Origin of the sequence: Micromonospora coerulea (genome assembly GCF_016598485.1) — a bacterium.
GTDB classification, from domain to species: domain Bacteria; phylum Actinomycetota; class Actinomycetes; order Mycobacteriales; family Micromonosporaceae; genus Micromonospora; species Micromonospora coerulea.
Genome location: NZ_JAEMUW010000003.1, coordinates 186,923 through 211,547 on the forward strand (window position 1 = coordinate 186,923; position 24,625 = coordinate 211,547).

Consider the following 24,625-nt stretch of genomic DNA (forward strand, 5'->3'; position numbering starts at 1 on the left):
CCCCTGTGGGGGGCGCCGCGCCGGCCCGGAGCGGGGCCCCTCAGGGTCAGCCGTAGTAGCGGCGCAGCTCGCGGCTGAGCACCTTGCCGGTGGCGTTGCGGGGCAGGTACTTCACGAAGATGACGTCGCGGGGCACGGAGAAGCGGGCCAGGTAGTGCCGTACGTATTCGCGGACGGCCTGCGGGTCGAGCGTCTCGCCGGGGTGCAGGGCGAGGAACGCGGCGAGCCGCTGGCCGTACTCGGGGTCGGGCACCCCGATGACGGCGGCCTCGCGGACCTGCGGCAGCTGGGCGAGCAGGTCCTCGACCTCGGAGGGGAAGACGTTCTCACCCCCGGAGACGATCATGTCGTCGGCCCGGCCGTCGACGAAGAGCAGGCCCTCGGCGTTGACCCGGCCCAGGTCGCCGGTGTCCAGCAGGCCGTCGTGGGTCTCCCGGTGGGCCCCCGAGGTGTACCCCTCGAAGAGCATCTCGTTGCCCACGAAGATCCGCCCGACCCGCCCGTCCGGGACCGGCTCGCCGGCGTGGTCGAGGAGCTCCAGCCGGGTGCCGTGCGGGGGCCGGCCGGCGGTGGTCGGGGCTTGGCGCAGGTCGGCCGGCCCGGCGATGGAGGCCCAGGAGACCTCGGTCGAGCCGTACAGGTTGTAGAGGACGTCGCCGTAGACGTCCATGAACTTCGGCGCCAGCCCGCCGGGCAGGGCGGAGCCGCTGACCGCGACCACCTTCAGCGGTGGGCGGGGGGTCGGCGGCGGCACCTCCAGCAGCCGTTGCAGCATCACCGGCACGGCGAACATCGCGTCGCACCGGTGCGTCGCCAGCGCGGCCAGCGTGGTGGCCGGGTCGAACCGGCGGTGCAGCACGATGGTGGCGCGCAGCGCGAAGGCCACCTGGAGGGCCGCGTACCCCCAGGTGTGGAAGAGCGGCGCGGCGATCAGCACGGTGTCCCGGGTGTGCAGCGGAATCCGGTCGATGATGGAGACCAGCGGGCCGAAGCCGTGCGGGGTGGGCCGCCGGGCGCCCTTCGGCGTGCCGGTGGTGCCCGAGGTGAGCACGATGGTCCGGCCGTCCCGCTCCGGCGGCTGGAGCTGGTCACCGGGCAGCGCGCCGGCGATCAGCTCCTCCTGGCCGCGTTCGTCGACCCGGTGCACCTCGGCGGGCAGGCCGAGCACCCGTTCGGCGAACTCGGCGTCGTGCACCAGCACCCGCAGCGCCTGTTCCTCGGCGACGGTGGTCAGCTGCGCCGCGGAGAGCCCGGTGTTGACCAGGACGGCGTCCGCGCCGAGCAGCATCGCCGCGACGATCGCCTCGATCAGCCCGTGGTGGTTGCGACAGAGCACCCCGATCCGGTCCCCGGCCTGGACGCCGAGCCCGGCGCGCATCGACCGGGCCAGGCGTTCGGCCCGGTCCAGCAGCTCCTGGTAGGTCAGCTCGACGCCCCGCTCGTCGATGACGGCCGTTCGCCCGGGGTCGCGGGCGGCGGCCTGGCGCAGCTCACCGGCGAGGCTCCAGCCCCACTTGCGCAGCGCGCCGAGCTGGGAGGCGACCCGGATGGGGCGGCCGGGGGTGAGCAGCCCGCGCCGGGTCAGTGTGGCGACGATGAACGGCAGGTCCAAGCCGCAACCCTCCTTCGGGGAGCACCGAAGGGCTCCCGGAGGAGCCCTTCCGTACCGAGCGTGTCCTCTCGATCATGCACCCGCGGCGGCGCGGAGCCCAGCCGGCGTTCCCCGAGCCCACCCGTCGGACACCCTCGCTCGGGGTGGGGACGGTCGGTGAGGGCTCCCGACCCCGGTCAGCGGATCTGCATTCCGGAGATGGCGCGGGAGATGACCAGCCGCTGGATCTCGGAGGTGCCCTCGAAGATCGTGTAGATCTTGGCGTCCCGGTACCAGCGCTCGACCGGGTGGTCGCGGAGGAAGCCCGCGCCGCCGAGGAGCTGGACCGCCTTCTCGGTGACCGAGACGGCCACCTCGCCGGCCTTGAGCTTGGACATCGAGCCCTCGCCCGCGCTGAACGGCCGGTTGTTGCGTCCCATCCAGGAGGCCCGCCAGACCAGCAGCCGGGCGGCGTCGATCTCCATCTTCATGTCCGCGAGGGCGAACGCGACCGCCTGGTTGGTGATGATCGGGCGACCGAACTGGACCCGGTCCTTGGCGTAGTCCAGGGCATACTCGTACGCCGCCCGGGCCACGCCGAGCGCCTGCGCGCCGACGGTCGGCCGGGACAGCTCGAACGTCCGCATCGCGGCCTGCCCGGAGGCGCGCTGCCCGGAGCGGGCCCGGTCCAGCCGTTCGAGCAGGGCCTCCCGCCCACCCAGCAGACAGCGCCCGGGTACCCGGACGTCGTCGAGGAAGACGTCGGCGGTGTGCGACGCCCGCAGTCCCAGTTTGCGCAGCTTGCGGGTGGCGTTCAGCCCCGGCGTGCCGGGCGGTACGACGAACGCGGCCTGCCCCCGCGAGCCCAACTCGGGCTCCACCGAGGCGGTGACCACGTGCACCCCGGCGATCCCGCCGTTGGTGGCGTACGCCTTCTGCCCGCGCAGCACCCACTCGTCGGTGGCCTCGTCGTAGACCGCCCGGGTGCGCATCGCGCTGACGTCGGAGCCGGCCTCCGGTTCGCTGGTGCAGAACGCGGCGACGGCCGGTGAGTCCAGGTCGCCGAAGCACTGCGGCACCCACTCGACGAGCTGGTCGGGGGTGCCCGCGCCGTAGATGGCGGCAACGGCGAGGGAGGTGCCGAAGATGCTCAGCCCGATGCCGGCGTCGCCCCAGAAGAGCTCTTCGCTGGCGATGGGCAGTGACAGGCCGGTGGGGTCGGCCCAACAGGTGGCGAGGAATTCGAAGCCGTACAGGCCGACCTTCGCCGCCTCCTGGATGATCGGCCAGGGAGTCTCCTCCCGGGCGTCCCACTCGGCCGCGGCCGGGCGCACGACCTCGGCGGCGAAGCCGTGCACCCAGTCGCGAAGATCCCGCTGTTCCTCATTCAGGTCTAGCGAGAACTCGGCCATGTCAGCCCTTGGGGATGTCGAAGAGGTTGGCGATGTTGGCGGCCAGGCCAAGGTCGCCCTTGGCCTTCAGCTTGCCGGTCATGAACATCATCACCGGGTTGGCGCCACCGGAGACGATCTTCAGGAACTCGACCGGGCCCATGGTGAGGCTCAGCTTCGGGTCCCGCTGCGCACCCTCGTTGACCGTGCAGGTGCCGTTGTCGATGACGACCTCGTAGGTGTCGGTGCCACCGTCGGGGCGGCCGGTGATGTTCCAGTGGATGACCGCGTTGGTGGAGCCCGCGCGGTCGGCGCGGAACAGCGACGGCATCCGGTTGAAGACCTCGCTCAGGATCTTGCCGCGCAGGTCGCCCGACATCACCTCGGCGATCTTGTCGTCGGGGGTGGACTTGACCAGCTTCGCGAACTCCTTGGGGCCGACGTTCGCGAAGTTGGCCGGGTCGAAGTCAGTCATGGGGGATGCACCTCTCGGAGCGGGCCGACTTTGGTTACTCTGGCGTAACCTTACGCACGAGTAGGTATGCTCGCAAGAGTGTCCAGCACACCCACCTTCAAGCGCCTGCCCCGGGCCGTCCGCGAGCAGCAGATGCTCGACGCCGCGGTCAAGGTCTTCTCCCGGCGCGGCTTCCACGCCGCCAGCATGGACGAGATCGCCGAGGACGCCGGCATCTCCAAGCCGATGGTCTACGCCTACCTCGGCACCAAGGAGGAGCTCTTCGTCGCCTGCCTGCACCGCGAGGGCACCCGGATGATGGAGGCGATCGCCGGGGCCGCCGCCCCGGACCTGCCCGCCGACGAGCGGCTGTGGCGTGGGCTGCGGGCGTTCTTCGGCTTCGTCGGGGCGCACCGGGACGGGTGGGCGGTGCTCTACCGCCAGGCCCGGGGCGAGCAGCCGTTCGCCGGGGAGCTGGCCACCATGCGCGGCCGGCTGGTCGAGGTGGTCGCCGGCATGCTGGACCACGCGCTGCGCGTCGAGGGGCGCGAGGTGGGCCCCACTGACCTGGAGGTGGTCGCGTACGCCCTGGTCGGGGCGACCGAGTCGCTCGCGGACTGGCTCGCCGACCACCCGGAGGCGGATCCGGAGAAGACCGCCACCCGGATGATGAACGTGGCCTGGCTCGGCGCCGCCCAGCTCCTGGACGGCGCCGCCTGGCACCCGCCACAGAGCTGACCGGCGCGCTCAGCGGCGGGCGACCGCCCGGGCGCGGGCGCGGCGACGCAGCCAGCGGGCCACCTCCAGCGTGCCGGTGACGGCGATCGACAGTGCGAGGCCGACCAGCAGGCCCTTGACCGGGTCGCGTTCGAAGGCCAGGCCACCGAAGTAGCCGAGCAGCCCGCAGTAGATCCCCCAGCTGCCGCAGGCCAGCGCGTCGTACAGCAGGAAGCAGCGCGCCGGGTAACGGACCGCGCCCATGGTCAGGGTGACCGCGGTGCGGCCGCCGGGGACGTACCGGGCGGTGGTCAGGATCAGCCCGCCACGCCGGTCGAGGGCCCGCCGGGCCCACTCCGAGCTGCTGCGCCGCCGGCTTTCCACCGGCAGCCGGGCCAGCCGGTTTGCGCCGCCGCCCCGGCCGATGCCGTACGAGGCGTGGTCGCCGGCGAGCGCGCCGAGCGCGGCCATCGCGATCACCGCGACGAGATTCGGTTCCCCGCCAACCGCGAACGCACCCGCGGTGATCACCACCGTTTCGCCCGGCACCGCCGGGAAGATCGCGTCGACCGCGGTGACCGCGAAGATCACCAGATACACCCACGGTGACGTGACCGTCTGGTGCAGCAGGTCGAGCAGGGACGCCATGCCCTCATGCTCGTGCCCGGCCGTCGGGGGCGGGCCGAAGTCGCCGGATCGCGCCGCCGCCCGGACCCGGGCCCGGACGGCGGCGCGCGTCAGCGGATCGTGCCGGTCAGGTGCGGGCGGCCGGATCGGGCGTCGTGCAGCGCGAAGTCCCAGCCGGGGCGGGCGCTGAACGCCACCGTCGAGGGCAGCGGTACCGGCAGCTTGAACGCCACGCCGACCGTGTAACCGTCCGGCAGCCGGCTCTCCAGCGCGGCCAGGCAGTGCGCCTTGCTCCACATCCCGTGCGCGATCGGCCGGGGGAACCCGAACAGCCGCGCGCCGAGCCGCGAGGTGTGGATGGGGTTGTGGTCCCCGGAGACCCGCGCGTAGTCCGTACCGACCCGGGGGGTCAGTCGCCAGTGTGCGGAGGGGGCCGGCGGGGTCGGCGGGTCACCCGGGTCGCGCCGCGCACCGCCGCCGGCCGTGCGCTCCTTGGCCAGGTACGTCGAGACGCCGCGCCACACCTCCTCCCCGTCGATCGAGCCGACGAGGACCACGTCGAGCTGCCGGCCCCGGTCGTGCGGGCGCAGGTTCGCCGCGTACGTCCGGAAGTCCAGCCGCTCGCCGGCCTCCACCGGTCGGCGCACGGTGATCCGGTTGGCCACGTGCACCACCCCGGTCAGCGGGATCGGGAACTCCGGCGCGGTCATCAGCCGCAGCGCCAGCGGAAAGCCCATCACGTGCGGGTACGTCGCCGGCAGCCGGTCGGCGAGCCGGAAGCCGCAGACCCGGTCGTAGTCGGCCAGGTGTGCCCGGTCCACGGCGACGCCCGCCACGGTGAGCTCCACCGCGGGGATCGTGCCGCCGCGCCGGCCGCCCACCCCCGGCAGCGCGCCGAGCAGCGCCCGCCGGTAGAGCGCCCCGGCCGCCGGCATCCGGGGCAGCTCGACCACGGCGCGGCCGCCGCCGTCCGGCCCCGCCCCGCCGGAGCCGGACCCCGCTCCCGCGGCCGCCCCGCCGGTCGGGGCCACCGCCGCGAGGTCCCGGGTCGCCTCGACGCCCGGATCCCGGGCCGCAGCGGGGGCGAGCCCCGACAGGTCGCGGGTGGCGTCCGCGTCGGGGCCGGCCGCCGCCGTGGCGGCGACGTGGAGGCCGGTGAGGTCCTGGGTCGGGCCGTCGATCAGTTCGTGGACCGTGAGCTCCTCGGCCGGGCCGTCCGCCGAGCGGTCCCTGCGCCTGGCCATCACGCCCCCAACAGGCTCTGGCCGCAGACCCGGACCACGTTGCCGGTGACCGCGCCGGTGGCCGGCCAGGCCAACCACCCGATCGTCTCGGCCACGTCCACCGGCAGGCCGCCCTGGGACATGCTGTTCATCCGGCGGCCCGCCTCGCGCAGCATCAGCGGGATGCGCGCGGTTAGCCGGGTCTCGATGAAGCCGGGGGCCACCGCGTTGACGCTGATGCCGCGCTCGTTCAGCGCCGGGGCCAGCGAGTCGACCAGGCCGATCACGCCGGCCTTGCTGGTGGCGTAGTTGGTCTGCCCGCGGTTGCCGGCGATGCCGGCGATCGAGGAGACCGAGACGATCCGCCCGCCGGTCGGGATCAGGGCCCGTTCCAGCAACACGTCGTTGATCCGCTCCTGGCTGGAGAGGTTGACGTCGATGACGGAGTCCCAGCGGTCGGCGTCCATCCGGCCGAGGGTCTTGTCCCGGGTGATGCCGGCGTTGTGCACCACCACGTCGACCCGGCCGTGCCGGCTCGCCAGATGCTCGGCCAGCCGCGTCGGGGCGTCCGGGGTGGTCAGGTCGAGCTGCACGGCGGTGCCGCCGATCTCGTTGGCCACGGCGGCCAGCGCGTCCCCGGCGGCCGGTACGTCCAGCGCCACGACCTGGGCCCCGTCGCGGGCCAGCACCCGGGCCAGGGCCGCGCCGATGCCCCGGGCCGCCCCGGTGACCAGGACGACCTGGCCGTCCAGCGGGCGGTCCCAGTCGGCCGGCGGCTGGGCGGTGCCCGCGCCGACCCGGATCACCTGCCCAGAGACGTACGCGGAGCGGCCGGACAGCAGGAAGCGCAGCGTCGACTCCAGGCTGGTCAGGGTGCCGGGGTCGGCGGCCTTTGTGACGTACACCAGCTGGGCGGTGATGCCCCGGCCGAACTCCTTGCCGATGCTGCGGGTCAGCCCCTCACACGCGCGCTGGGCGGTGGCCGCCCGGGGCGAGCCGCACTCGGCGGGCGGGGTGCCGAGCACGATCACCCGGCCGCTGGGCAGCAGCGAGCGGGCCTGCGGGTGGAAGAAGTCGTAGAGCTGCCGCAGCTCGGTCGAGTCGGTGATGCCGGTCGCGTCGTACACCAGGGCGGCGTAGCGCGCGGTGGCGTCGGTGCCGGCGGACGGGTCGGGCAGCTCCACCCCGGCGGCCGCCAGGATCTTGCCGACCGGCTCGGCCAGCCGGCTGCCGGTGGCGGCGCCGAGCAGGACGGGCCCGGGCAGGAGCGGGTCGCCCGGCGTGTGCCGGCGCAGTCGAGGCGGGTCGGGCAGCCCGAGGCGCTTGACCAGCGCGCGACCGGCCCCCGATTGGACGAAGCTCGCGTACCTGTCGGTCATGGGCGTAGCCTACTGGCCAGTAGGGTTCGGGCAACAGCTTCGAGGAGGCCGATCGTGCAGAGTGTCCGGCGGGTCGCGGTCATCGGGGGCAACCGCATCCCCTTCGCCCGGTCCAACTCCCGCTACGCGCACGCGTCCAACGCGGACATGCTCGGCGCGGCGCTGGACGGCCTGGTGGCCCGGTTCGGGCTGGCCGGCCAGCGGGTCGGCGAGGTGGTCGCCGGCGCGGTGCTCAAGCATTCCCGCGACTTCAACCTCACCCGCGAGGTCGTGCTCGGCTCCCGGCTCGACCCGCACACCCCCGCGTACGACATCCAGCAGGCCTGCGGCACCGGTCTGGAGGCGGCCATCCTGGTCGCCAACAAGATCGCCCTCGGGCAGATCGAGGTCGGCATCGCCGGCGGCGTGGACACCACCTCGGACGCGCCGCTGGCGGTCAACGAGGACCTGCGCCGCACCCTGCTCCAGCTCAACTCGGCCCGGACCCTCGGCGAGCGGCTGAAGATCGCCGCGAAGCTCCGCCCGCACCAGCCGTTCAAGCCGGAGATCCCGCGCAACGCCGAGCCGCGTACCGGGCTGTCGATGGGGGAGCACGCCGCCCGGACGGCGCTGCGCTGGAACGTCGACCGGCAGTCCCAGGACGAGCTGGCGATCCGCTCGCACCAGCGCCTGGCCGCCGCGTACGACAAGGGTTTCTTCGACGACCTGATGACCCCCTACCTGGGGCTGACCCGCGACCAGAACCTCCGCCCGGACACCAGCCTGGAGAAGCTCGGCTCGCTCAAGCCGGTCTTCGGCAACCGCGGCCCGGATGCCGAGCGGGCCACCATGACCGCCGGCAACTCCTCACCGCTGACCGACGGCGCCTCCACCGTGCTGCTGGCGTCAGAGGAGTGGGCGCGGGAGCACAGCCTGCCGGTGCTGGCCTGGTTCAGCTGGTCCGAGACCGCCGCGGTCGACTTCGTGCACGGCGACGAGGGACTGCTGATGGCCCCCGCGTACGCGGTGCCGCGGATGCTGGCCCGGGCCGGGCTGACCCTCCAGGACTTCGACTACTACGAGATCCACGAGGCGTTCGCCTCGCAGGTGCTGGCCACCCTGGCCGCCTGGGAGTCGCCGGAGTTCTGCAAGGAGCGGCTGGGGCTGGACGCGCCGCTCGGCCCGATCGACCGCGACCGGCTCAACGTCAACGGCTCCTCGCTGGCCGCCGGGCACCCGTTCGCGGCCACCGGCGGCCGGATCGTCGCCACCCTGGCCAAGCTGCTCGCCGAGAAGGGCAGCGGGCGGGGCCTGATCTCGATCTGCGCCGCCGGCGGCCAGGGCGTCACCGCGATCCTGGAGCGCTGACCGCGCGACGGCCCTTGAACACGTCGACGCCCGCCCGGGGATGCCCGGGCGGGCGTCGACGTGTGGTGGAGCGGTCAGCCGAGGGTGAACTTCTCCCAGGGGCCGATGGCGGTGCGGTTGGCGATCAGGGGCTTTGCTCCGGCGCTTTCGGCGGTGACGTAGCGGGCGTTGATGGCGGCCTTCAAGCTGACAGTGCCGTCGGTGTTGCGGATCAGGGTGAACCGTTCCCAGGCGCCGACGCTGGCCCGGTTGGCGATCAGCGGGAGGGTGCCCTTGCTCTCGGCGCTGACGAACTTGTTGTCGGCGCGGGCGAAGATGCCGATCTGGCCGTTGCCGAGGTCGACCAGGTCGAATCGCTCCCAGGGGCCGACCGCGGTGCGGTTGGCGATCAGCGGCTTCGTGCCGGCGCTCTCGGCGGTGACAAAGCGACCGTTCGCGCCGGCCTTGAACGAGCGGTCCGCGTCGGTGGGGGTTACCCGGTAGAACTTCTGCGCGGTGCCGATCGTGGTGGCGTCGGCCACCAGCGGCGTGGTGGCCGACGGCGCGCTCACGTACCGGCTGCTGGCCGTCGCCCGCAGGCTCACCGTGCCGTCCGCGTTGCGGAGCAGGGTGAAGCGCTCGGTCGCGGTGACCGTGATGCCGGTCGGGATCAGCGTGCCGTCGCCGGTCACGTACCGGCGGGCGGCACGAGAGAAGAGGGCGACTTGGCCGTCGCCGGCGTCGGCGAGATCGAACTGCCCGGCAGCGCCGAGCGCGGGCTGGCCGGCCAGCAGCCCGTGGCCGACGTTCTCGCCGGCCACGTAGCGGAGATTCGCCAGGGCGAGGAGGCCGATCGTGCCGGTACGCCGCAGCACACTGACGCCCTGCGTGGTGCTGGTGGACCGACCGTCGCTCCAGGACACCTTCACCGACACGGTGTAGTCGCCGGGAGCCGCGTAGCGGTGCGAGGCGACCGGCTTGTCCTGGGTGACGACGGTCCCGTCGCCGAAGTCGAACAGGTACGAGGTGATCGGGAAGAACCCGGCATTCGAGGCGGAGGCGTCGACGGTGACCGAGCCGGTGCCGAGGTCCAGCGCAGTGTCGAACGTGGCGGTGGGGTTGCCGACGGCCTCGACCGCACCACGGTCGGCGTAGGTGACGGGGCCGGCACCGGTGTTGGCCACGGACGGATTGTCGGCGCGGGGGTTGCCGGTCCGGTCGGTGGTCTGGTAGCCGGGCGCCGCCGAGTTGGCGGAGTCGGACTTGTCGGTGGAGGAGGCCGTGTCCTTGTCGTGGGCGGCCTGGCCGGACGCGGCACGGAACGCGTCCAGGCCCATCAAGGTGCCGTTCCAGGAGTACGCCGTGCCGGACGGCGACGCGTGGTGGTAGGTGTTGTTGTAGTCGACCACCGTGTCCTTGCCGGCGTCACCGTAGACGCCGACCTCCGCACCCGGCTCCGCCGCCGGGTCGCAGTAGCTCTGCCCGAAGAGCCCGTTCGAGGTCAGCAGGTTGTTCTGCACCGACACGCCGGTCGACGCGCCGTCAACTCGGATGCCATCGAGGCAGCGACCGTTGACGCTGTTGCTGGTGATCGCCGTGCCAGCGGCGCCACGGTTGTGGATGCCGGCACCCGCGCCACCGTTGACCTGGTTGTTGGCCACCACCGCGTTCGCCGCGTCTGGCCCGATGTTGATCGCCGCACCGGTGAAGCCACTGATGTTGTTGCTCAACACGGTGTTCCCGGGCCCGTCGACCCGCACGCCCACGCTGCCGTCGACGAGGTCGTAGTTCGGCCAGCTCAGCACATTGGCGGAACGGACGACGACCCCGGTGGTCGCGGCGTCCATGGTGACTCCGGCGACCGGCGCCTTGCCGCTGGCGGTGAGCTGCTTCAGGGTCGAGCGGGTCACTGCGGCGAGCCGCACGGCGGGTGCCGTCGACACGTCAGCCATCGCGTAGGTGCCGCCCTGGACCGTGATACCCGAGGCGTTCCGGAGGTCGAGGGCGGGCACGTCGACCGCCTTGTTCACCCGAAGGTTCTGGAGCACGATGTCGTGCTGGCCGTCGATGACGAAGCCGGCCGACGGCCCGCTGAGCGTGGCGGCTTCGCTGGCGAGGATAGTGATCGGCTGGTCGGCCGTACCGGAGTTGGCGATGGTGACGCGCTCCGGGTAGGTGCCCTGGCCGACGTCCACGGTCTGACCGGCGGTGGCCCGCGCGACGGCCGGCCCGATGGAGCAGAACGGCTGGGCCAGCGTGCCGGCTCCGGTGTCGGAGCAGGCGGTCGACATCTGTCGGACGTAGAGAACCGTCGCGTCGGCGGCCTGGGCCGGAGTGGTCAGGAACAGCAGGGAACCGCCGGTCAGCGCGAGTGCGCTGAGCCCGGCGAGGGAAGGTCTGCGCATGTACGTCCTCAGTGAAGGAGGAAGGGTTTCCCGGACGTGCCGAGGAGAGGATCTTCGCCTACCGGGACCCTGTCCCGCTGCCCCGGCCGGCACAAACGGCCACGGATTTCTGCCGCGACGCCATGACTCGATCAGGTAGCTGAACAGATAAACCTCATATTCATGCCGAGAATCTCCCACGATAGGGAGCTGATCCCCGCCACCTCGGGAGGTTCCTGGTGAAGACACGTCGCCGGCTGCTCGCCGTGGGTACCTGCCGCAGGCCGGGGCCGTGCTGAGCGTGCAGTGGCTGCTCGACCACGGGTACCTCGTCGAGGCGGACCTGGGCAGCGACCCGAACACGTGCCAGGCGGCGGTGGACATGGACGGCTGCTGAGCCGCCGGCGGGACAGGAGGTCGGGAGTGGACCGGCACCAGGTACGCGGGGCCCTGCTGGCGGCGGGGCTGTCGCCGGACGCCTTCGAGCTGGAGGACGTCCACGAGCACGTCCCGGTCCCGCCCGACTTCTGGTTCCTCCGCCACGCCGCGGGCGGTGGCTGGGAGATCGGCCTCTACGAGCGCGGGGTGCACGACGTCCGCCAGCACTTCGACACCGAGGAGGCAGCCTGCGCCGGGCTCTACCGCGCCCTCACCGGCCGCCCCGCGCCCTGAGCAACCCGAGGGGACCGGCTTCCGTCCCCTGGGTATGAGGCGAGCAACAGGTTCCGCGGCGTGAACCGGCGCGACGAGGACGAGTTCCGCGAGTTCGTGGCCGCCCGGCTGGATCCGCTGCGCCGGACGGCGTACCTGCTGTGCCGGGACTGGCACACGGCCGACGACCTGGTCTCCATCACCGTCGGCCGGCACTGGCGGCGGGTCCGGGCGGCGGACAACATCGACGCGTACGCCCGCGGGGGTGCTGACCCATGCCTGGCTGGACGAGTGCCGGCGGCCGTGGCGGCGGGAACGGAGCTACGACGAGCTGCCCGACCGGCCAACCTGGGTGCCGGGGAGCCGCCGTTGGCCGACCGCGAACTGCTCTGGGACCTGCTCGGCCGGCTCGCGCCAGGCCGCCGGGCGGTGGTGGTGCAGCAGATCATCGACGAAGCGATCGGCGCACCGCCGCCGACGTGGCTCGACGTCGACCAGATCATCGGACGGGAAGCCCGGCGGGCCCGGCGTCGCCGCGTGGGCGCGTACGGGATGTCCGCCGTGGCCGTGCTCGCGGTCGCGCTGGGCGGCGGCCTGGTGGTCACCGGCGGCCCGACCGCCACCGGCCCGGTGATCGCGGGGTCCCCTGGGGCGAGCGTCGCCGGGCAGACAGCCGAGGCACAGGTCAGGAACGCGATGCTGGCCGCGCTCGACCGGGCCGCACCGGGGCTGCAGTGGCTGCCCGGCGCCGAGCAGGAGAACGACATGGCGAAGTGGTCGGGTCCGGCGGTGGCCGAGCCGAGCTGGCCGGTCAACCAGTTCTCGCACCTGTCCGCGTCCGGGTGGATCGGCCACGGAGTGGCGGTCCGGGGTGACGTCCGGGCCCGCCTCTCCATCGAGAGCAGCAGGTCGAAGGCCGGGCAGCCAACGGAGCCCATGGACTGCCGGGGACCCGAGCGGGCCTGCGAGACGTCACTGGGACCGGACGGCGAGCGAATCAGGGTCATGGAGCTGGAGGCCCGCTACAGCCCGCCCGGCCAGCCGATCATCCGCCCCGGCCAGCGGACGGTCGATGTCTTGCGGCCGGACGGGACGCGGGTGCGCGTGGACTCCTTGAGTCGTTCGGCGGAGTTCCTGCTCACCGCGGCGGAGATGACCGCCATAGCCCTGGACCCGGCGCTCTCCCTGCCCTGACGGGTCGGCCGGCTCGGGGGGAGCGGAGCGCTGGTCGGCGCGTACGGGAGAATGGGGCCGTGACGATCCCGAACGTGCTCGCCAACCGTTACGCCTCGCCCGAGCTGGTCGCCCTCTGGTCGCCGGAGGAGAAGGTACGGATGGAGCGCCGGCTCTGGCTGGCCGTGCTCCGGGCCCAGCGGGACCTGGGCGTGCCGGTGCCGGACGGCGTGGTCGAGGCGTACGAGCGGGTGGTCGACGCCGTAGACCTGGCGTCCATCGCGGAACGTGAGCGGGTCACCCGGCACGACGTGAAGGCCCGGATCGAGGAGTTCAGCGCGCTCGCCGGCCACGAGCACGTGCACAAGGGGATGACCTCCCGGGACCTCACCGAGAACGTCGAGCAGCTCCAGGTGCGCGCCTCGCTGGAGTTGATCCGGGACCGGGTGGTGGCCACCCTGGCCCGGCTCGCCTGGCACGCGCACGAGTACTCCGGCCTGGTGATGACCGGCCGGTCGCACAACGTGGCGGCGCAGGCCACCACGCTGGGCAAGCGCTTCGCGTCGGCGGCGGAGGAACTGCTGATCGCGTACGAGCGGCTGGAGGACCTGATCGGCCGGTACCCGCTGCGCGGGATCAAGGGTCCGGTCGGCACCGCCGCCGACCAGCTCGACCTCTTCGACGGCGACGCCGACAAGGTGGCCGAGCTGGAGCACCGGGTGGCCGGGCACCTCGGCTTCGCCCGGGTGCTGGACAGCGTCGGTCAGGTCTACCCGCGGTCGCTGGATTTCGACGTGCTCTCGGCGCTGGCCCAGGTCGCCGCTGCGCCGTCGTCGCTGGCCACCACTATCCGGCTGATGGTCGGCCAGGAGCTGGTCACCGAGGGCTTCAAGCCGGGCCAGGTCGGCTCCAGCGCGATGCCGCACAAGATGAACACCCGCTCCTCCGAGCGGGTGAACGGCTTCGCGGTGATCATCCGGGGCTACCTGTCGATGGTCGGCGAGCTGGCCGGTGACCAGTGGAACGAGGGGGACGTCTCCTGTTCGGTGGTCCGCCGGGTGGCCCTGCCGGACGCGTTCTTCGCCGCCGACGGGCTGTTCCAGACCTTCCTCACCGTGCTGGACGAGTTCGGACCGTACCCGGCGGTGATCAACCGGGAGCTGGAGCGCTTCCTGCCGTTCCTGGCCACCACGAAGATCCTGGTCGCGGCGGTCCGGCGGGGCGTCGGCCGGGAGGTCGCGCACGAGGTGATCAAGGAGCACGCGGTCGCCGTCGCCCTCGCCATGCGGGAGAAGGGCGCCCCCGACAACGACCTCTTCGACCGCCTCGCCCAGGACGGCCGGCTCGGCCTCTCCCGGGCCGAGATCGACACCCTGGTCGCCGACCGCAACGCCTTCGTCGGCGCCGCGGGAGCGCAGGTGGACCGAATCACCGCCCGCATCACCAAGATCGTCGAGACCCACCCCGAGGCCGCCGCCTACTCGCCACCCCCCATCCTCTGACCCCACCCGGGCCCGGCCCGCCCGAGGCGGGAGGGTCAGGAGTCGCGGGTGGGGGTTTCGGCGGCCGTGCGGAGGTTGGGGGCAGAAGCGGGTTCGGCGATGCCGCCGGGGGCCTCGGCGATCTCCGGCTCGTGCGCCGTCTCCGCCGCCACCATGGGCTGGTCGGCGGGCATGACGTCCGGCATCTTGGGTACGACGATCACCGCCGTGCCGTACGCGCAGATCTCCATCCACATCTCGCCGCAGTCCCGGCTGTCGAAGCGCATGCCGATCACCGCGTTCGCGCCGAGCCGCTGGGCCTCCTCGCCCAGCCGGGACACCGAGTCGGTACGCCAACGGGTGAGGTTGTCCGGGGCCATCGGGTCGTACGCGCCACCGCGCAGGTTCTTGACCCCCTCGCGGTAGGGGTTCCGGGTCCGGGCCATCGAGGACACCACTTCGCCGAGGATCTGGCGGATCTCGTAGCCGGGCAGTTGATCCGTCGTCACGACCAGCACGGTTCCGATGCTGTCAGCCGGAGAGCGGGCCGTTCGTGAGGGTTGTTCACCTGATCGGATGCTGCAAAACAACGCGCCGGGGTCGGCTGGGCGGTCCGGCACCCGGAGGGTCGGGAACTGTCAGACATCGGCCAGTAGGGCGGGCGCGCCCCCGGGACCGTACCGGATGCCCGAGAAGGGATGACCGGTGGCGAAACCGACCGCAGGCGCCGACGGGGGACACGCCGGTCGACCGGTGCCGCCCGTCTTGAGGGCCGTCCGGAACGGTTCGGCATGGAGGGTGGCCGATGCCTCGCCGGGCGTGCCGGGCGCGCGACAGGCGGTAGCGCGACCCGCCGATGTAACAATTTGGCCACCTCCTGCGCTCTGAAACGCCTGGTACGGGCCGGTTTCGCGGCCGCCGGGGCGGCGTGGGTAGCCGCCTCCAGCCGGTTATGTCGATCAGTGCCTGGACTGCGCCCGGCCGGTGCGGCCGAGGCGGTATCTGCCAGGTAGGCTGGCTCCGCTCGCCCGTTGTGGGTCGGCACCCAACTGCGTACACAGTCAGGAGTGCCCAGTGCCTCGCGTCGTCGTCGACGTCATGCTCAAGCCCGAGATCCTCGATCCCCAGGGCCAGGCCGTCGCAAACGCGCTGCCCCGGCTCGGCGTCAGCGACGTCGCCTCGGTCCGGATCGGCAGGCGGATCGAGATCGAGTTCACCGGTGAACCGGACCTGGACCGGGCCCGGGAGATCGCCGACAAGCTGCTCGCCAATCCGGTCATCGAGGACTTCGCCGTCCGCCTGGTCGAGACCGACGAGACCGTGGACGCGCACCAGTGACCGCCCGGGTCGGTGTGGTGACGTTCCCCGGCTCGCTCGACGACGGGGATGCGGCCCGTGCCGTCCGGATCGCCGGCGGCGAGCCGGTCCGCCTCTGGCACGGTGACCCGAGGCTGCACGGGGTGGACGCCGTCGTCCTGCCCGGGGGTTTCTCCTACGGTGACTACCTGCGCTGCGGCGCCATCGCCCGGTTCGCCCCGGTGATGGAGACGATCGTGGACGCGGCCCGGGGTGGCCTGCCGGTGCTCGGCATCTGCAACGGTTTCCAGATCCTCTGCGAGGCCCACCTGCTGCCCGGGGCGCTCACCCGCAACCAGCACCTGCACTTCCGCAACCGGGACCAGGTCCTGCGCGTCGAGTCCGCCGGCACCGCCTGGACGAACGCCTTCCAGCCGGGCCAGGAGATCCTCATCCCGGTGAAGAACGGCGAGGGCTGCTACGTCGCCGACACCGCGACGCTGGACCAGCTCGAGGCCGAGGGCCGGGTCGTCGCCCGTTACCTCGGCGGCAACCCCAACGGTTCGCAGCGCGACATCGCCGCGATCACCAACTCCGCCGGCAACGTGGTCGGCATCATGCCGCATCCCGAGCACGCGGTGGAGGCCCTCACCGGGCCCTCCCTGGACGGTCTCGGCTTCTTCACCTCGGTGCTCAAGCACCTGGTGGGGGCGCCGGCGTGACCGTGCGCGGGATCATCGGTCGGCTCACCCGCCGGTACGCCGGCGAGCGCAGCGAGGAGAGGTCATGACCACCCATCCGGACCCGGCCGTACGGGAGACACCGGGCACCTTCCCGGCCGCCCCGGCGGAGCCGCGTACGGCCGCCGTGGTGCCGCAGGCCGGCCCGGTCGACGCCGGCCGTGTCGCCGCGCTGGCCCCGGCCGACGACTGGGCCCCCGGCGTGGACACCGTGCCGCGGGCCTCCGGCACCCCGGAAGAGCTCCAGCCGTACGCCGAGCTCGGCCTGCGGGACGACGAGTACGACCGGATCCGGCACATTCTCGGCCGCCGGCCCACCCAGGCCGAGCTGGCCATGTACTCGATCATGTGGAGCGAGCACTGCTCCTACAAGTCCAGCAAGGTGCACCTGCGCCAGTTCGGTGAGAAGGCCCCGCCGAGCGACCGGCTGCTGGCCGGCATCGGAGAGAACGCCGGCGTGGTCCGGGTCTCCGACGAGCTGGCCGTGACCTTCAAGGTCGAGTCGCACAACCACCCGAGCTTCGTCGAGCCGTACCAGGGCGCGGCCACCGGTGTCGGCGGCATCGTCCGGGACATTCTCGCCATGGGCGCCCGCCCGATCGCGGTGATGGACCCGCTGCGCTTCGGCGCGGCCGACCACCCGGACACCGCCCGCGTGCTGACCGGCGTGGTCGCCGGTGTCGGCGGCTACGGCAACTGCCTCGGCCTGCCGAACATCGGCGGCGAGCTCGTCTTCGACCCGAGCTACCAGGGCAACCCGCTGCTCAACGCGCTCTGCCTCGGCGTGCTCCCGGTCCACCGGCTGCAGAACAAGGCCGCGGCCGGGCCGGGCAACATCGTGGTGCTGATGGGCGCCAAGACCGGCCGGGACGGCATCGGCGGTGTGTCGGTGCTGGCCAGCGCCACCTTCGACGAGACCAGCGAGCAGCGCCGCCCGGCGGTGCAGGTGGGCGACCCGTTCACCGAGAAGCTGCTGATCGAGGCCTGCCTCGAGCTGTACGACGCCGAGCTGGTCGTCGGCATCCAGGACCTCGGCGGCGCCGGCCTGACCTGCGCGCTCACCGAGACCGCCGCCGCGGCCGGCACCGGCATGCGGGTCTGGCTGGAGCGGGTGCCGCTGCGCGAGCCCTCGATGGAGCCGCACGAGATCCTGGCCAGCGAGTCCCAGGAGCGGATGCTGCTGGTCGTCGCCCCGGAGAAGCTGGAGTCGGTGCTCAAGACCGCCGAGAAGTGGGGCGTGCTCGCCACCGCGATCGGCGAGGTCACCGCCCCGGCGCCGGACGGCCAGCCCGGCCGGCTGCTGATCACCTGGCGTGACCAGCTCGTGGTCGACGTCCCGCCGGGTTCCCTGGTCGACGACGGCCCGGTCTACGCCCGCCCGATGCGCGAGCCGGCCGACCTGATCCTGCTCCAGGCCGATCGTGCGGAGACGCTGCCTCGGCCGAACACCCCGGAGGCGCTGCGGGAGACCCTGCTGCGCATGATCGCGTCGCCGAACCTGGCCGACAAGACCTGGGTCACCGAGCAGTACGACCGGTACGTGCTGGGCAACACCGTGCTGGCCCAGCCGGAGGACTCCGGCGTGATCCGGATCGACGAGCGGACCGGCCTCGGCGTCGCCCTCTCCGTCGACGGCAACGGCCGGTACGCCCGCCTCGACCCCTACCACGGGACGAAGCTGGCGCTGGCCGAGGCGTACCGGAACGTGGCGGTGACGGGCGCGAAGCCGATCGCCGTGACCAACTGCCTCAACTTCGGCTCGCCGGAGGACCCGGCCGTGATGTGGCAGTTCGCCGAGGCCGTGCGCGGCCTCGCGGACGGCTGCCTGGAGCTGGGCATCCCGGTGACCGGCGGCAACGTCAGCTTCTACAACCAGACCGGCGCCGCCGCCATCCACCCCACCCCGGTGGTCGGCGTGCTGGGCGTGCTGGACAACGTCGCGGACCGGGTGCCGATGGGCTTCGTGCCCCGCCCGGGTGGCGACCACGACCAGCTCTTCCTGCTCGGTGAGACGCACGTGGAGCTCTCCGGCTCGGAGTGGGCGTGGGTGACCCACGAGCACCTGGGCGGCATCCCGCCGCAGGTCGACCTGGCCCGCGAGCGGCAGCTCGCCGAGCTGCTGGCCGAGGCGGCCCGGGTGGGACACGTCAGCTCCGCCCACGACCTCTCCGACGGTGGCCTGGCGCAGAGCCTGGTGGAGTCCTGCCTGCGGCGTGGCGTCGGTGCCCGGATCGCGGTGCCGGAGCACTTCACCGGCGGGTCGATGCCGTTCGTCTACCTGTTCAGCGAGTCCGCCGGGCGGGTCCTGGTGTCGGTGCAGCGCGGGCACGAGAAGGCGTTCACCGCCCTCTGCGCCGAGCGCGGGGTGCCGTGGGAGTTGATCGGGGTCACCGACCCGGCCGGCGGTGCCCTTGAGGTGCACGGCCAGTTCCGGATCGGCCTGGACGAGCTGCGCGCGGCACACAGCGCGACCCTGCCGCGGCTCTTCGGCGGCGCTGAGGCGGCCCAGGTGGCGGTGGAGGCGACCCGGACCGGGACGGCCACGGCGCCGCAGTCCGGGGCGACCGACGAGGCCACGCCGGTGAGCGTCGGGGCCACCTCGGTCACGCCGGACCAGCCCGCCGAGGCCACGGAAGCCCCGGTCGAGGGCCCCGCCGACGCGCCGACGGCCGACGGTTCTGACGCGACCGGGCCGGCCCCCACCGGCCGGGACGGATCCACGGCGGCCTCCTCCGGTGACTCGGACCAGCCGGCCGCGCCCGATCAGCGCTGAGGCGTTGGCCGCGGCCGTCTACGCGCAGCCCGGTTCCGGCGCCCGGTTCGATTGGGGGCTGACCGGGGCGGCCGAACTCGGCCGCGTGTGTGCTGCCCTGGTGGTGGTGGACGTCCTCTCGTTCACCACCGCCGTGGAGGTGGCGGTCGGCCGTGGCATGCGGGTGCACCCGTTCCCCTGGGGGGAGCAGGCCGCGGAGTACGCCCGCCGGGTCGGCGCCGTGGCGGCCGTCGGCCGCCGGCAGACGGTCCCGGAGCATCCGTGGTCGCTGTCGCCCGCCGCACTGCGTACCGCGCCGGTCGTCGCCGACCTGGTACTGCCCTCGCCGAACGGTTCGGCGATCAGCGCCGCCGCCAGCGCCACCGGCCTGCCGGTGGTCGCGGCGTGCCTGCGCAACGCGCGGGCCGTCGGGCGATGGCTGCGCACCCAGGGGTACGGCTCGACGGACGCCGCGGTCGGCGTGGTCGCCGCCGGGGAGCATTGGCCGGACGGCTCGCTGCGCCCCTCGGTGGAGGACCAGCTCGGCGCTGCCAGCGTGCTGGACGCCCTCGCCGGCGTGCCGGGCGGCCTGTCGGTGGAGGCGGCGATGGCGCTGGCCGCGCTGGCCAGCACCCCGGACGTGCCGGCGGCGGTGCGGGGCTGCGTCTCCGGCCGTGAGCTGATCGAGGGCGGCTTCGCCGCCGACGTGGAGGTCGCGGTCCAGGTCGACGTGTCGGACGTGGTGCCGGTGCTGCGACAGGGCTACTTCTCCCCCGCCTGACCGTCCCCGCCGCCCCATCACTGGATCCTGGGCGTCGAGCCGCCTTCCGTCCGCCAGCCGCGCCTGTCCTGCCGGGTGTGCGATCCCCGGCGACAGATTGGGGATCGGACGCTGTGGAGCTGATGTCGTAGACGATTCAGGCGGCACCGCCGGTGGTGGTTCGGCGGCCACCATGACACGGCGGCTCGTCACCCTCACTCGGCCCGACAGCGGGCAGCCGACGACGACGGCGGCCGCCCGGTAGGTTCCGGGCGGCCGCCGTCGTGGTCATCGGAGCAGGTCGCCCCGGCCGGGTCAGTCGTCGAGCCAGTCCAGCCGGCGACCGCCGCGCTCCGGCGGGGCGTCCGGGCGGGGCCGGCCGGCCTGCGCCGGGTCGCCGTATTGGCCGGGCTGGTCATAGCCCTGGTTGTCGTAGCCGCCGGTGCGTTGCGGCGGCGGCTCCTGACCGTAGCCGCCCGGCTGGCCGTAACCACCCTGCTGGCCGTACGCGCCCTGCTGGGGCTGGCCGCCGTAGCCGGCATCGCCGCCACCGCCACCGTAGCCACCGTGCTGGTCGTAGCCCTCGTACGCCGGCTGCTGGCCGTTGTCGTAGCCGCCGGCGTAACCGCCACCGGCGGGCCGATCGTCGTAGCCGTTGCGTGCCGCACCGCTGTCGTAGCCGCCGCCCGCCGGGGCACCGTAGCCGCCCCCGGCACCGTAGCCGTTGGTCGGCTCGGGGGCGCCACCGTACTGGCCCGGGTCCGGCTGGCCGTAGCCCCGTCCCTGGTCGGCCGGCGGTTGGTAGGTGCTGGTCGGGTACGGATCCGCCGCCGGGGCGTACGGCGTGCTGTCGCCGGTGTAGCGGCCGGTCGGCTCGTCGTAGCGCTCGCCGTACCCGCCGCCCTGAACCGGCTCGCCGTAGCCGGCGGCACCAGCCTGGGCCGGCTCGCCGTAGCCGGCGGTACCGCCCTGAGCCGGCGGGTAACCGGCCGCCCCGGCGCCGTAGTCCCGGCTGCCGTAGCCGCCACCGGAGGCCGGGGCGTTGCCGTAGCCGCCACCGGAGGCCGGGGCGTTGCCGTAGCCGCCGCCCGAGGCCGGGGCGTTGCCGTAGGCGCCGTAGCCGCCCTGCCCGGTGGCCTCCTCGCCGTAGCCGTTGCCGGCCCAGCCGGGCTGCCCGCCCGGGGCGTACGAGGGCGGCGGAGCGCCGTACGGGTCCGGCGGGACGTCGTCGACGATCGGACGGTGCATCATCGTCGGCGCGTCGCTGAGCGAGGCGCCGCCGACCATGGTCGGGGCCGGACCGGCACCCATCCCGTTCACCACCCGGGTCTGGTCATCGGTGCCCCGGTACCCACCCCGGGCGCCCGCGCCGGCACCGGCGACCGGGCCGGGGCCGTTCGGGCCGTCCCCGTCGGCGCCGTCGTCGCCTTCGTTCTTGCGCCGCATGTAGAGCAGCACGATGGTGCCGACGCCCACGGCCACGAAGAGGCCGCCGAGCAGGATCAGCAGCCAGGAGCCGCCGGAGTCCTCGTTGGCGGCGGCCTGCTGCTGGCCGGGGTCCTCGGTGGCCGGCTCGTCGGTGGTCTCGTCGGTCGCCTCGTCCGTCGGCACGGCCTCGTCGCTCGCCGACGGGGTGGCGCTCGGGCTCGCCTCGACCTTGATCGGCAGGGCGATCCGCTGGCCGGTCAGGCTCTGCCCGGCGGTCGCGCTGATCGTCTTGGTGGTGAAGTAGTCCTTGTCGTTCACGTTCTTGCTCGCACCCAGATCGATCCGGCCGGGCGCGATCGGGTTGGTGTCGGAGCCGGTGAACCGGTAGTTGCCGCTGCTGTCGCTGGTGGTGGTCCGGCGGCGCTGCTGGGAGTCGAGCAGCATCACGGTGGCGTTCGCCACCGGCTCGCCGTTGGCGCTGACGACCACCTTGCCGGAGACCACCTTGACGGTCTGCGCCTGAGGCGGAGCCGCCTTGGCGACCAGAGCGACAGTGGTCTGAGCCGTCTGCTCCTGCTTCGGACCCGTCGAATCCACAGCCCTGACAGTGATCACCGCCGAACCGCTGGCTGCGTCGTCCGCCAGCTTGAAGGTGGCGTTGTAGGTGCCGCTCTTGTCGACCCTGCCGCGGTTGCAGCCGTCGACGCAATTCAGCTTCGGGTTGTTCGAGCTGACCGAAACATCGGCCGGAGTGTCGATCGGCTCGGCGAAGGTCAGCGTGTAGCTCACCGTGGTGGTCTTGCCGGCTTCGACCGAACTCGGCGACGCCGAGACGTTGCCGATGCTGGGAGCCGCGAGGGCTGGTGTGGCGGGGACGGCGAGCAGCGCGCCGGCAACCAGCGCTACGACCACACCCGCCCGATGCTTCCAGGCACGTCGGTGTGTTGACACGTCCACCGCCTTCCGGTCTGACTTCCCTGGCCGGCGGGCGCCGGGCCGGGGATCATCACGGTACGAATACGCCGTCGGCAACTATGCCTTGTCTGACCGGATCAGCGCGACCCAGGGCCAGCGTCGCAGCCGGTGATCCCGGGTCGTATCGTCCCGTCGTGTCCTCTCCGCACATTAAGTCCGCCGCAGTGACCGCGGCATTGACGGCCCTGGACGAGGGGCGTACGCCCGAACGGCCGGTGTACCGGGAAGCGGTCCGTACCCTCTTGGCCGTCCTCGCGGAGCGCGCCCCCGGCCGATCGGTGGAGGTGCGTGTCCCACCCTACGGTGCCGTGCAATGCGTGGCCGGGCCGCGACACACCCGTGGCACCCCACCGAATGTGGTGGAAACGGACCCGGCCACCTGGCTCGCGCTGGCCACCGGCCGCCTCGGCTGGGCGGAGGCGGTCACCGAGGGTCGCGTACGGACGAGTGGGATCCGCGCGGACATCTCCGCGCACCTTCCCCTGTTAGCTGGCCCGACGCCGGACGCTCGGTAACCATGAGCAGCCGAATCGTGACTATCAGTATCGACTCCGATTCGCGTACACTGTCAGGCGACGACGGTCCCGGCCGACCGTGCGGAGCTGCCCCCCGACTCCGCCAGGCCAGTCCAGACCAGCATGAGGGAGCGGCACGTGCCCCGAGGCGATGGCCGGCTGAGCCACGACCTTGACCCCCAACGCCCCGGCCCGCAGGACGCGTGTGGCGTCTTCGGCGTCTGGGCGCCGGGGGAAGAGGTCGCCAACCTGACCTACTTCGGGCTCTACGCCCTCCAGCACCGTGGCCAGGAGGCGGCCGGCATCGCGGTGAGCGACGGCTCGGGCGTGGTGGTCTACAAGGATCTCGGCCTGGTGGCCCAGGTCTTCGACGAGCCGACCCTGGCCAGCCTGCGCGGCCACCTTGCGATCGGCCACGCCCGCTACTCCACCACCGGCGGTTCGACCTGGGAGAACGCCCAGCCGACCATCCGGTCCACCACCTCCGGCACGACCATCGCGCTTGCCCACAACGGCAACCTGGTCAACACCGCCGAGCTCCAGCGCGAGGTGAAGGAGCGGGGGCTCGTGGCCGACGGCTCGACCAACGACACCTCACTGGTGACCATGCTGCTGGCCAGCCGGCCGGATCTGTCCGTCGAGGCGGCCGCCCTCGAGGTGCTGCCCCAGCTGCGTGGCGCGTTCAGCTTCGTCTTCATGGACGAGTCGACGCTCTACGCGGCCCGCGACCCGCACGGCGTACGTCCGCTGGTGCTGGGCCGGCTGGAGCGCGGCTGGGTGGTGGCGAGCGAGACCGCCGCGCTGGACATCGTCGGCGCCAGCGTGGTCCGCGAGGTCGAGCCCGGTGAGCTGATCGCGATCGACGAGGACGGCCTGCGCTCCAGCCGGTTCGCCGCGCCGGAACCCAAGGGCTGCCTCTTCGAGTACGTCTACATCGCCCGTCCGGACGCCACCATCGCCGGCCGCAACGTGCACGCCGCCCGGGTGCAGATCGGCCGCCAGCTTGCCAAGGAGCACCCGGTCGAGGCCGACCTGGTGATCCCGGTGCCGGAGTCCGGCACCCCGGCCGCGATCGGCTACGCCGAGGAGTCGGGCATCACCTACGGCGCCGGCCTGATGAAGAACCCGTACGTCGGGCGCACCTTCATCCAGCCGTCGCAGACCCTCCGCCAGCTGGGCATCCGGCTCAAGCTCAACCCGCTGCGGGAGAACGTCCGGGGCAAGCGTCTCGTCGTGGTGGACGACTCGATCGTCCGCGGCAACACCCAGCGGGCCATCGTCCGGATGCTCCGCGAGGCCGGGGCGCTGGAGGTGCACGTCCGGATCTCCTCGCCGCCGGTGAACTGGCCCTGCTTCTATGGCATCGACTTCGCCACCCGGGCCGAACTGCTGGCCAACGGCCTGGACAACGAAGGCATCCGACGCTCCATCGGCGCCGACACGCTGGGCTACGTCTCGCTGCCCGGTCTCATCGCCGCGACCGAGCAGCCGAAGACCCGGCTCTGCCGGGCGTGCTTCGACGGGGAGTACCCGATCGAGCTGCCCGCCGGGAACCTTATCGGCAAGCACGTGCTCGAAGGGGTCGGCCGCCGGGTCGCCTCCGAGGCGTCCGACGCCGTCGGGCACGCCACCGCCGCGCTCGTCGCCACTCCGGGCGGCGACGACAACTTCAGCTCGGCGCGTCTGGCGCCGCGCCCCGACCTGAAACCGTCGGTCGCCACCCACCGCCCATAGCACCACCCGACGCGGAACCCGACCACCG

The 24,625-nt window shown here is 73.0% G+C and carries 20 protein-coding genes; 11 read left to right on the plus strand and 9 right to left on the minus strand.

Annotated features, from left to right (window positions below; genetic code table 11):
• Positions 1–46 precede the first annotated feature (46 nt).
• The 3 genes from I8N68_RS05465 to I8N68_RS05475 form a co-directional block, all read right to left on the minus strand.
• On the minus strand, positions 47–1,612 hold the full coding sequence (locus I8N68_RS05465) for an AMP-binding protein (RefSeq protein ID WP_200208738.1): 1,566 nt from the start codon (positions 1,610–1,612) through the stop codon (positions 47–49).
• Positions 1,613–1,788: 176 nt separating this feature from the next.
• Positions 1,789–3,003 carry an acyl-CoA dehydrogenase family protein gene (locus tag I8N68_RS05470; RefSeq protein ID WP_200208739.1) on the minus strand — a complete coding sequence of 405 codons (1,215 nt, stop codon included), beginning with the start codon at positions 3,001–3,003 and terminating at the stop codon, positions 1,789–1,791.
• Between the two features lies 1 nt (position 3,004).
• Entirely contained in the window at positions 3,005–3,457 is a 453-nt protein-coding gene (locus I8N68_RS05475; RefSeq protein ID WP_200208740.1) for an SCP2 sterol-binding domain-containing protein, read from the minus strand.
• 78 nt (positions 3,458–3,535) lie between these two features.
• Here I8N68_RS05475 and I8N68_RS05480 point away from each other — a divergent pair, with 78 nt between their 5' ends.
• Positions 3,536–4,174, plus strand: coding sequence for a TetR/AcrR family transcriptional regulator (locus tag I8N68_RS05480; protein ID WP_200208741.1), 639 nt, complete (start codon positions 3,536–3,538; stop codon positions 4,172–4,174).
• Positions 4,175–4,183: 9 nt separating this feature from the next.
• Here the strand turns inward: I8N68_RS05480 and I8N68_RS05485 are convergent, their stop codons facing one another.
• The 3 genes from I8N68_RS05485 to I8N68_RS05495 all read right to left on the minus strand — a co-directional run bounded on the left by I8N68_RS05485 (position 4,184) and on the right by I8N68_RS05495 (position 7,382).
• On the minus strand, positions 4,184–4,801 hold the full coding sequence (locus I8N68_RS05485) for a DedA family protein (protein ID WP_200208742.1): 618 nt from the start codon (positions 4,799–4,801) through the stop codon (positions 4,184–4,186).
• 89 nt (positions 4,802–4,890) lie between these two features.
• Positions 4,891–5,733, minus strand: coding sequence for a MaoC/PaaZ C-terminal domain-containing protein (locus I8N68_RS33830; protein WP_372433680.1), 843 nt, complete (start codon positions 5,731–5,733; stop codon positions 4,891–4,893).
• A 290-nt stretch (positions 5,734–6,023) separates the two neighbouring features.
• Positions 6,024–7,382 (minus strand): 3-oxoacyl-ACP reductase, encoded by a 1,359-nt coding sequence (locus I8N68_RS05495; RefSeq protein ID WP_200208744.1) that lies wholly within the window; start codon positions 7,380–7,382, stop codon positions 6,024–6,026.
• Between the two features lie 54 nt (positions 7,383–7,436).
• Here I8N68_RS05495 and I8N68_RS05500 point away from each other — a divergent pair, with 54 nt between their 5' ends.
• A complete protein-coding gene (locus I8N68_RS05500; protein WP_200208745.1) occupies positions 7,437–8,729 on the plus strand; it encodes an acetyl-CoA C-acetyltransferase in 1,293 nt (430 codons plus the stop codon).
• 74 nt (positions 8,730–8,803) lie between these two features.
• Here the strand turns inward: I8N68_RS05500 and I8N68_RS05505 are convergent, their stop codons facing one another.
• A complete protein-coding gene (locus I8N68_RS05505; RefSeq protein ID WP_200208746.1) occupies positions 8,804–11,113 on the minus strand; it encodes a PKD domain-containing protein in 2,310 nt (769 codons plus the stop codon).
• A 402-nt stretch (positions 11,114–11,515) separates the two neighbouring features.
• Here I8N68_RS05505 and I8N68_RS05510 point away from each other — a divergent pair, with 402 nt between their 5' ends.
• From I8N68_RS05510 to purB, 3 genes are read left to right on the plus strand one after another with little or no spacing between them, the layout of a single operon-like run.
• The gene (locus I8N68_RS05510; RefSeq protein WP_200208747.1) at positions 11,516–11,764 is read left to right on the plus strand and encodes a hypothetical protein; all 249 of its coding nucleotides are present in this window, start codon (positions 11,516–11,518) and stop codon (positions 11,762–11,764) included.
• A 60-nt stretch (positions 11,765–11,824) separates the two neighbouring features.
• Positions 11,825–12,937, plus strand: coding sequence for a SigE family RNA polymerase sigma factor (locus I8N68_RS05515; protein ID WP_200208748.1), 1,113 nt, complete (start codon positions 11,825–11,827; stop codon positions 12,935–12,937).
• A gap of 59 nt (positions 12,938–12,996) precedes the next feature.
• Positions 12,997–14,418 (plus strand): adenylosuccinate lyase, encoded by a 1,422-nt coding sequence (purB, locus tag I8N68_RS05520; RefSeq protein WP_200208749.1) that lies wholly within the window; start codon positions 12,997–12,999, stop codon positions 14,416–14,418.
• 35 nt (positions 14,419–14,453) lie between these two features.
• Here purB and I8N68_RS05525 read toward each other — a convergent pair whose 3' ends face one another.
• A complete protein-coding gene (locus tag I8N68_RS05525; protein WP_200208750.1) occupies positions 14,454–15,017 on the minus strand; it encodes a YbjQ family protein in 564 nt (187 codons plus the stop codon).
• Between the two features lie 454 nt (positions 15,018–15,471).
• Between I8N68_RS05525 and purS the strand changes: the two genes are divergently transcribed.
• From purS to I8N68_RS05545, 4 genes are all read left to right on the plus strand, one after another.
• Positions 15,472–15,735 carry a phosphoribosylformylglycinamidine synthase subunit PurS gene (gene purS, locus I8N68_RS05530; RefSeq protein WP_200208751.1) on the plus strand — a complete coding sequence of 88 codons (264 nt, stop codon included), beginning with the start codon at positions 15,472–15,474 and terminating at the stop codon, positions 15,733–15,735.
• Positions 15,732–16,415 (plus strand): phosphoribosylformylglycinamidine synthase subunit PurQ, encoded by a 684-nt coding sequence (gene purQ / locus I8N68_RS05535; protein ID WP_200208752.1) that lies wholly within the window; start codon positions 15,732–15,734, stop codon positions 16,413–16,415. Before purS ends, purQ begins: the two co-directional genes overlap by 4 nt.
• A 64-nt stretch (positions 16,416–16,479) precedes the next feature.
• A complete protein-coding gene (gene purL / locus I8N68_RS05540) occupies positions 16,480–19,206 on the plus strand; it encodes a phosphoribosylformylglycinamidine synthase subunit PurL (RefSeq protein WP_234038817.1) in 2,727 nt (908 codons plus the stop codon).
• A gap of 4 nt (positions 19,207–19,210) precedes the next feature.
• Positions 19,211–19,966: a 2-phosphosulfolactate phosphatase gene (locus I8N68_RS05545; protein ID WP_200208949.1), complete on the plus strand. Its 756-nt coding sequence runs from the start codon at positions 19,211–19,213 to the stop codon at positions 19,964–19,966.
• Between the two features lie 294 nt (positions 19,967–20,260).
• Here the strand turns inward: I8N68_RS05545 and I8N68_RS05550 are convergent, their stop codons facing one another.
• Positions 20,261–22,285, minus strand: a complete 2,025-nt coding sequence (locus I8N68_RS05550) for a carboxypeptidase regulatory-like domain-containing protein (RefSeq protein ID WP_372433676.1) — start codon at positions 22,283–22,285, stop codon at positions 20,261–20,263.
• Between the two features lie 227 nt (positions 22,286–22,512).
• On the opposite strand from I8N68_RS05550, the gene I8N68_RS05555 reads away from it, so the two are divergent.
• Both I8N68_RS05555 and purF read left to right on the plus strand, forming a co-directional pair.
• The gene (locus I8N68_RS05555) at positions 22,513–22,863 is read left to right on the plus strand and encodes a sterol carrier family protein (protein WP_372433681.1); all 351 of its coding nucleotides are present in this window, start codon (positions 22,513–22,515) and stop codon (positions 22,861–22,863) included.
• Between the two features lie 138 nt (positions 22,864–23,001).
• Positions 23,002–24,597, plus strand: coding sequence for an amidophosphoribosyltransferase (gene purF / locus I8N68_RS05560; protein ID WP_200208755.1), 1,596 nt, complete (start codon positions 23,002–23,004; stop codon positions 24,595–24,597).
• The last annotated feature ends 28 nt before the right edge of the window (positions 24,598–24,625 follow it).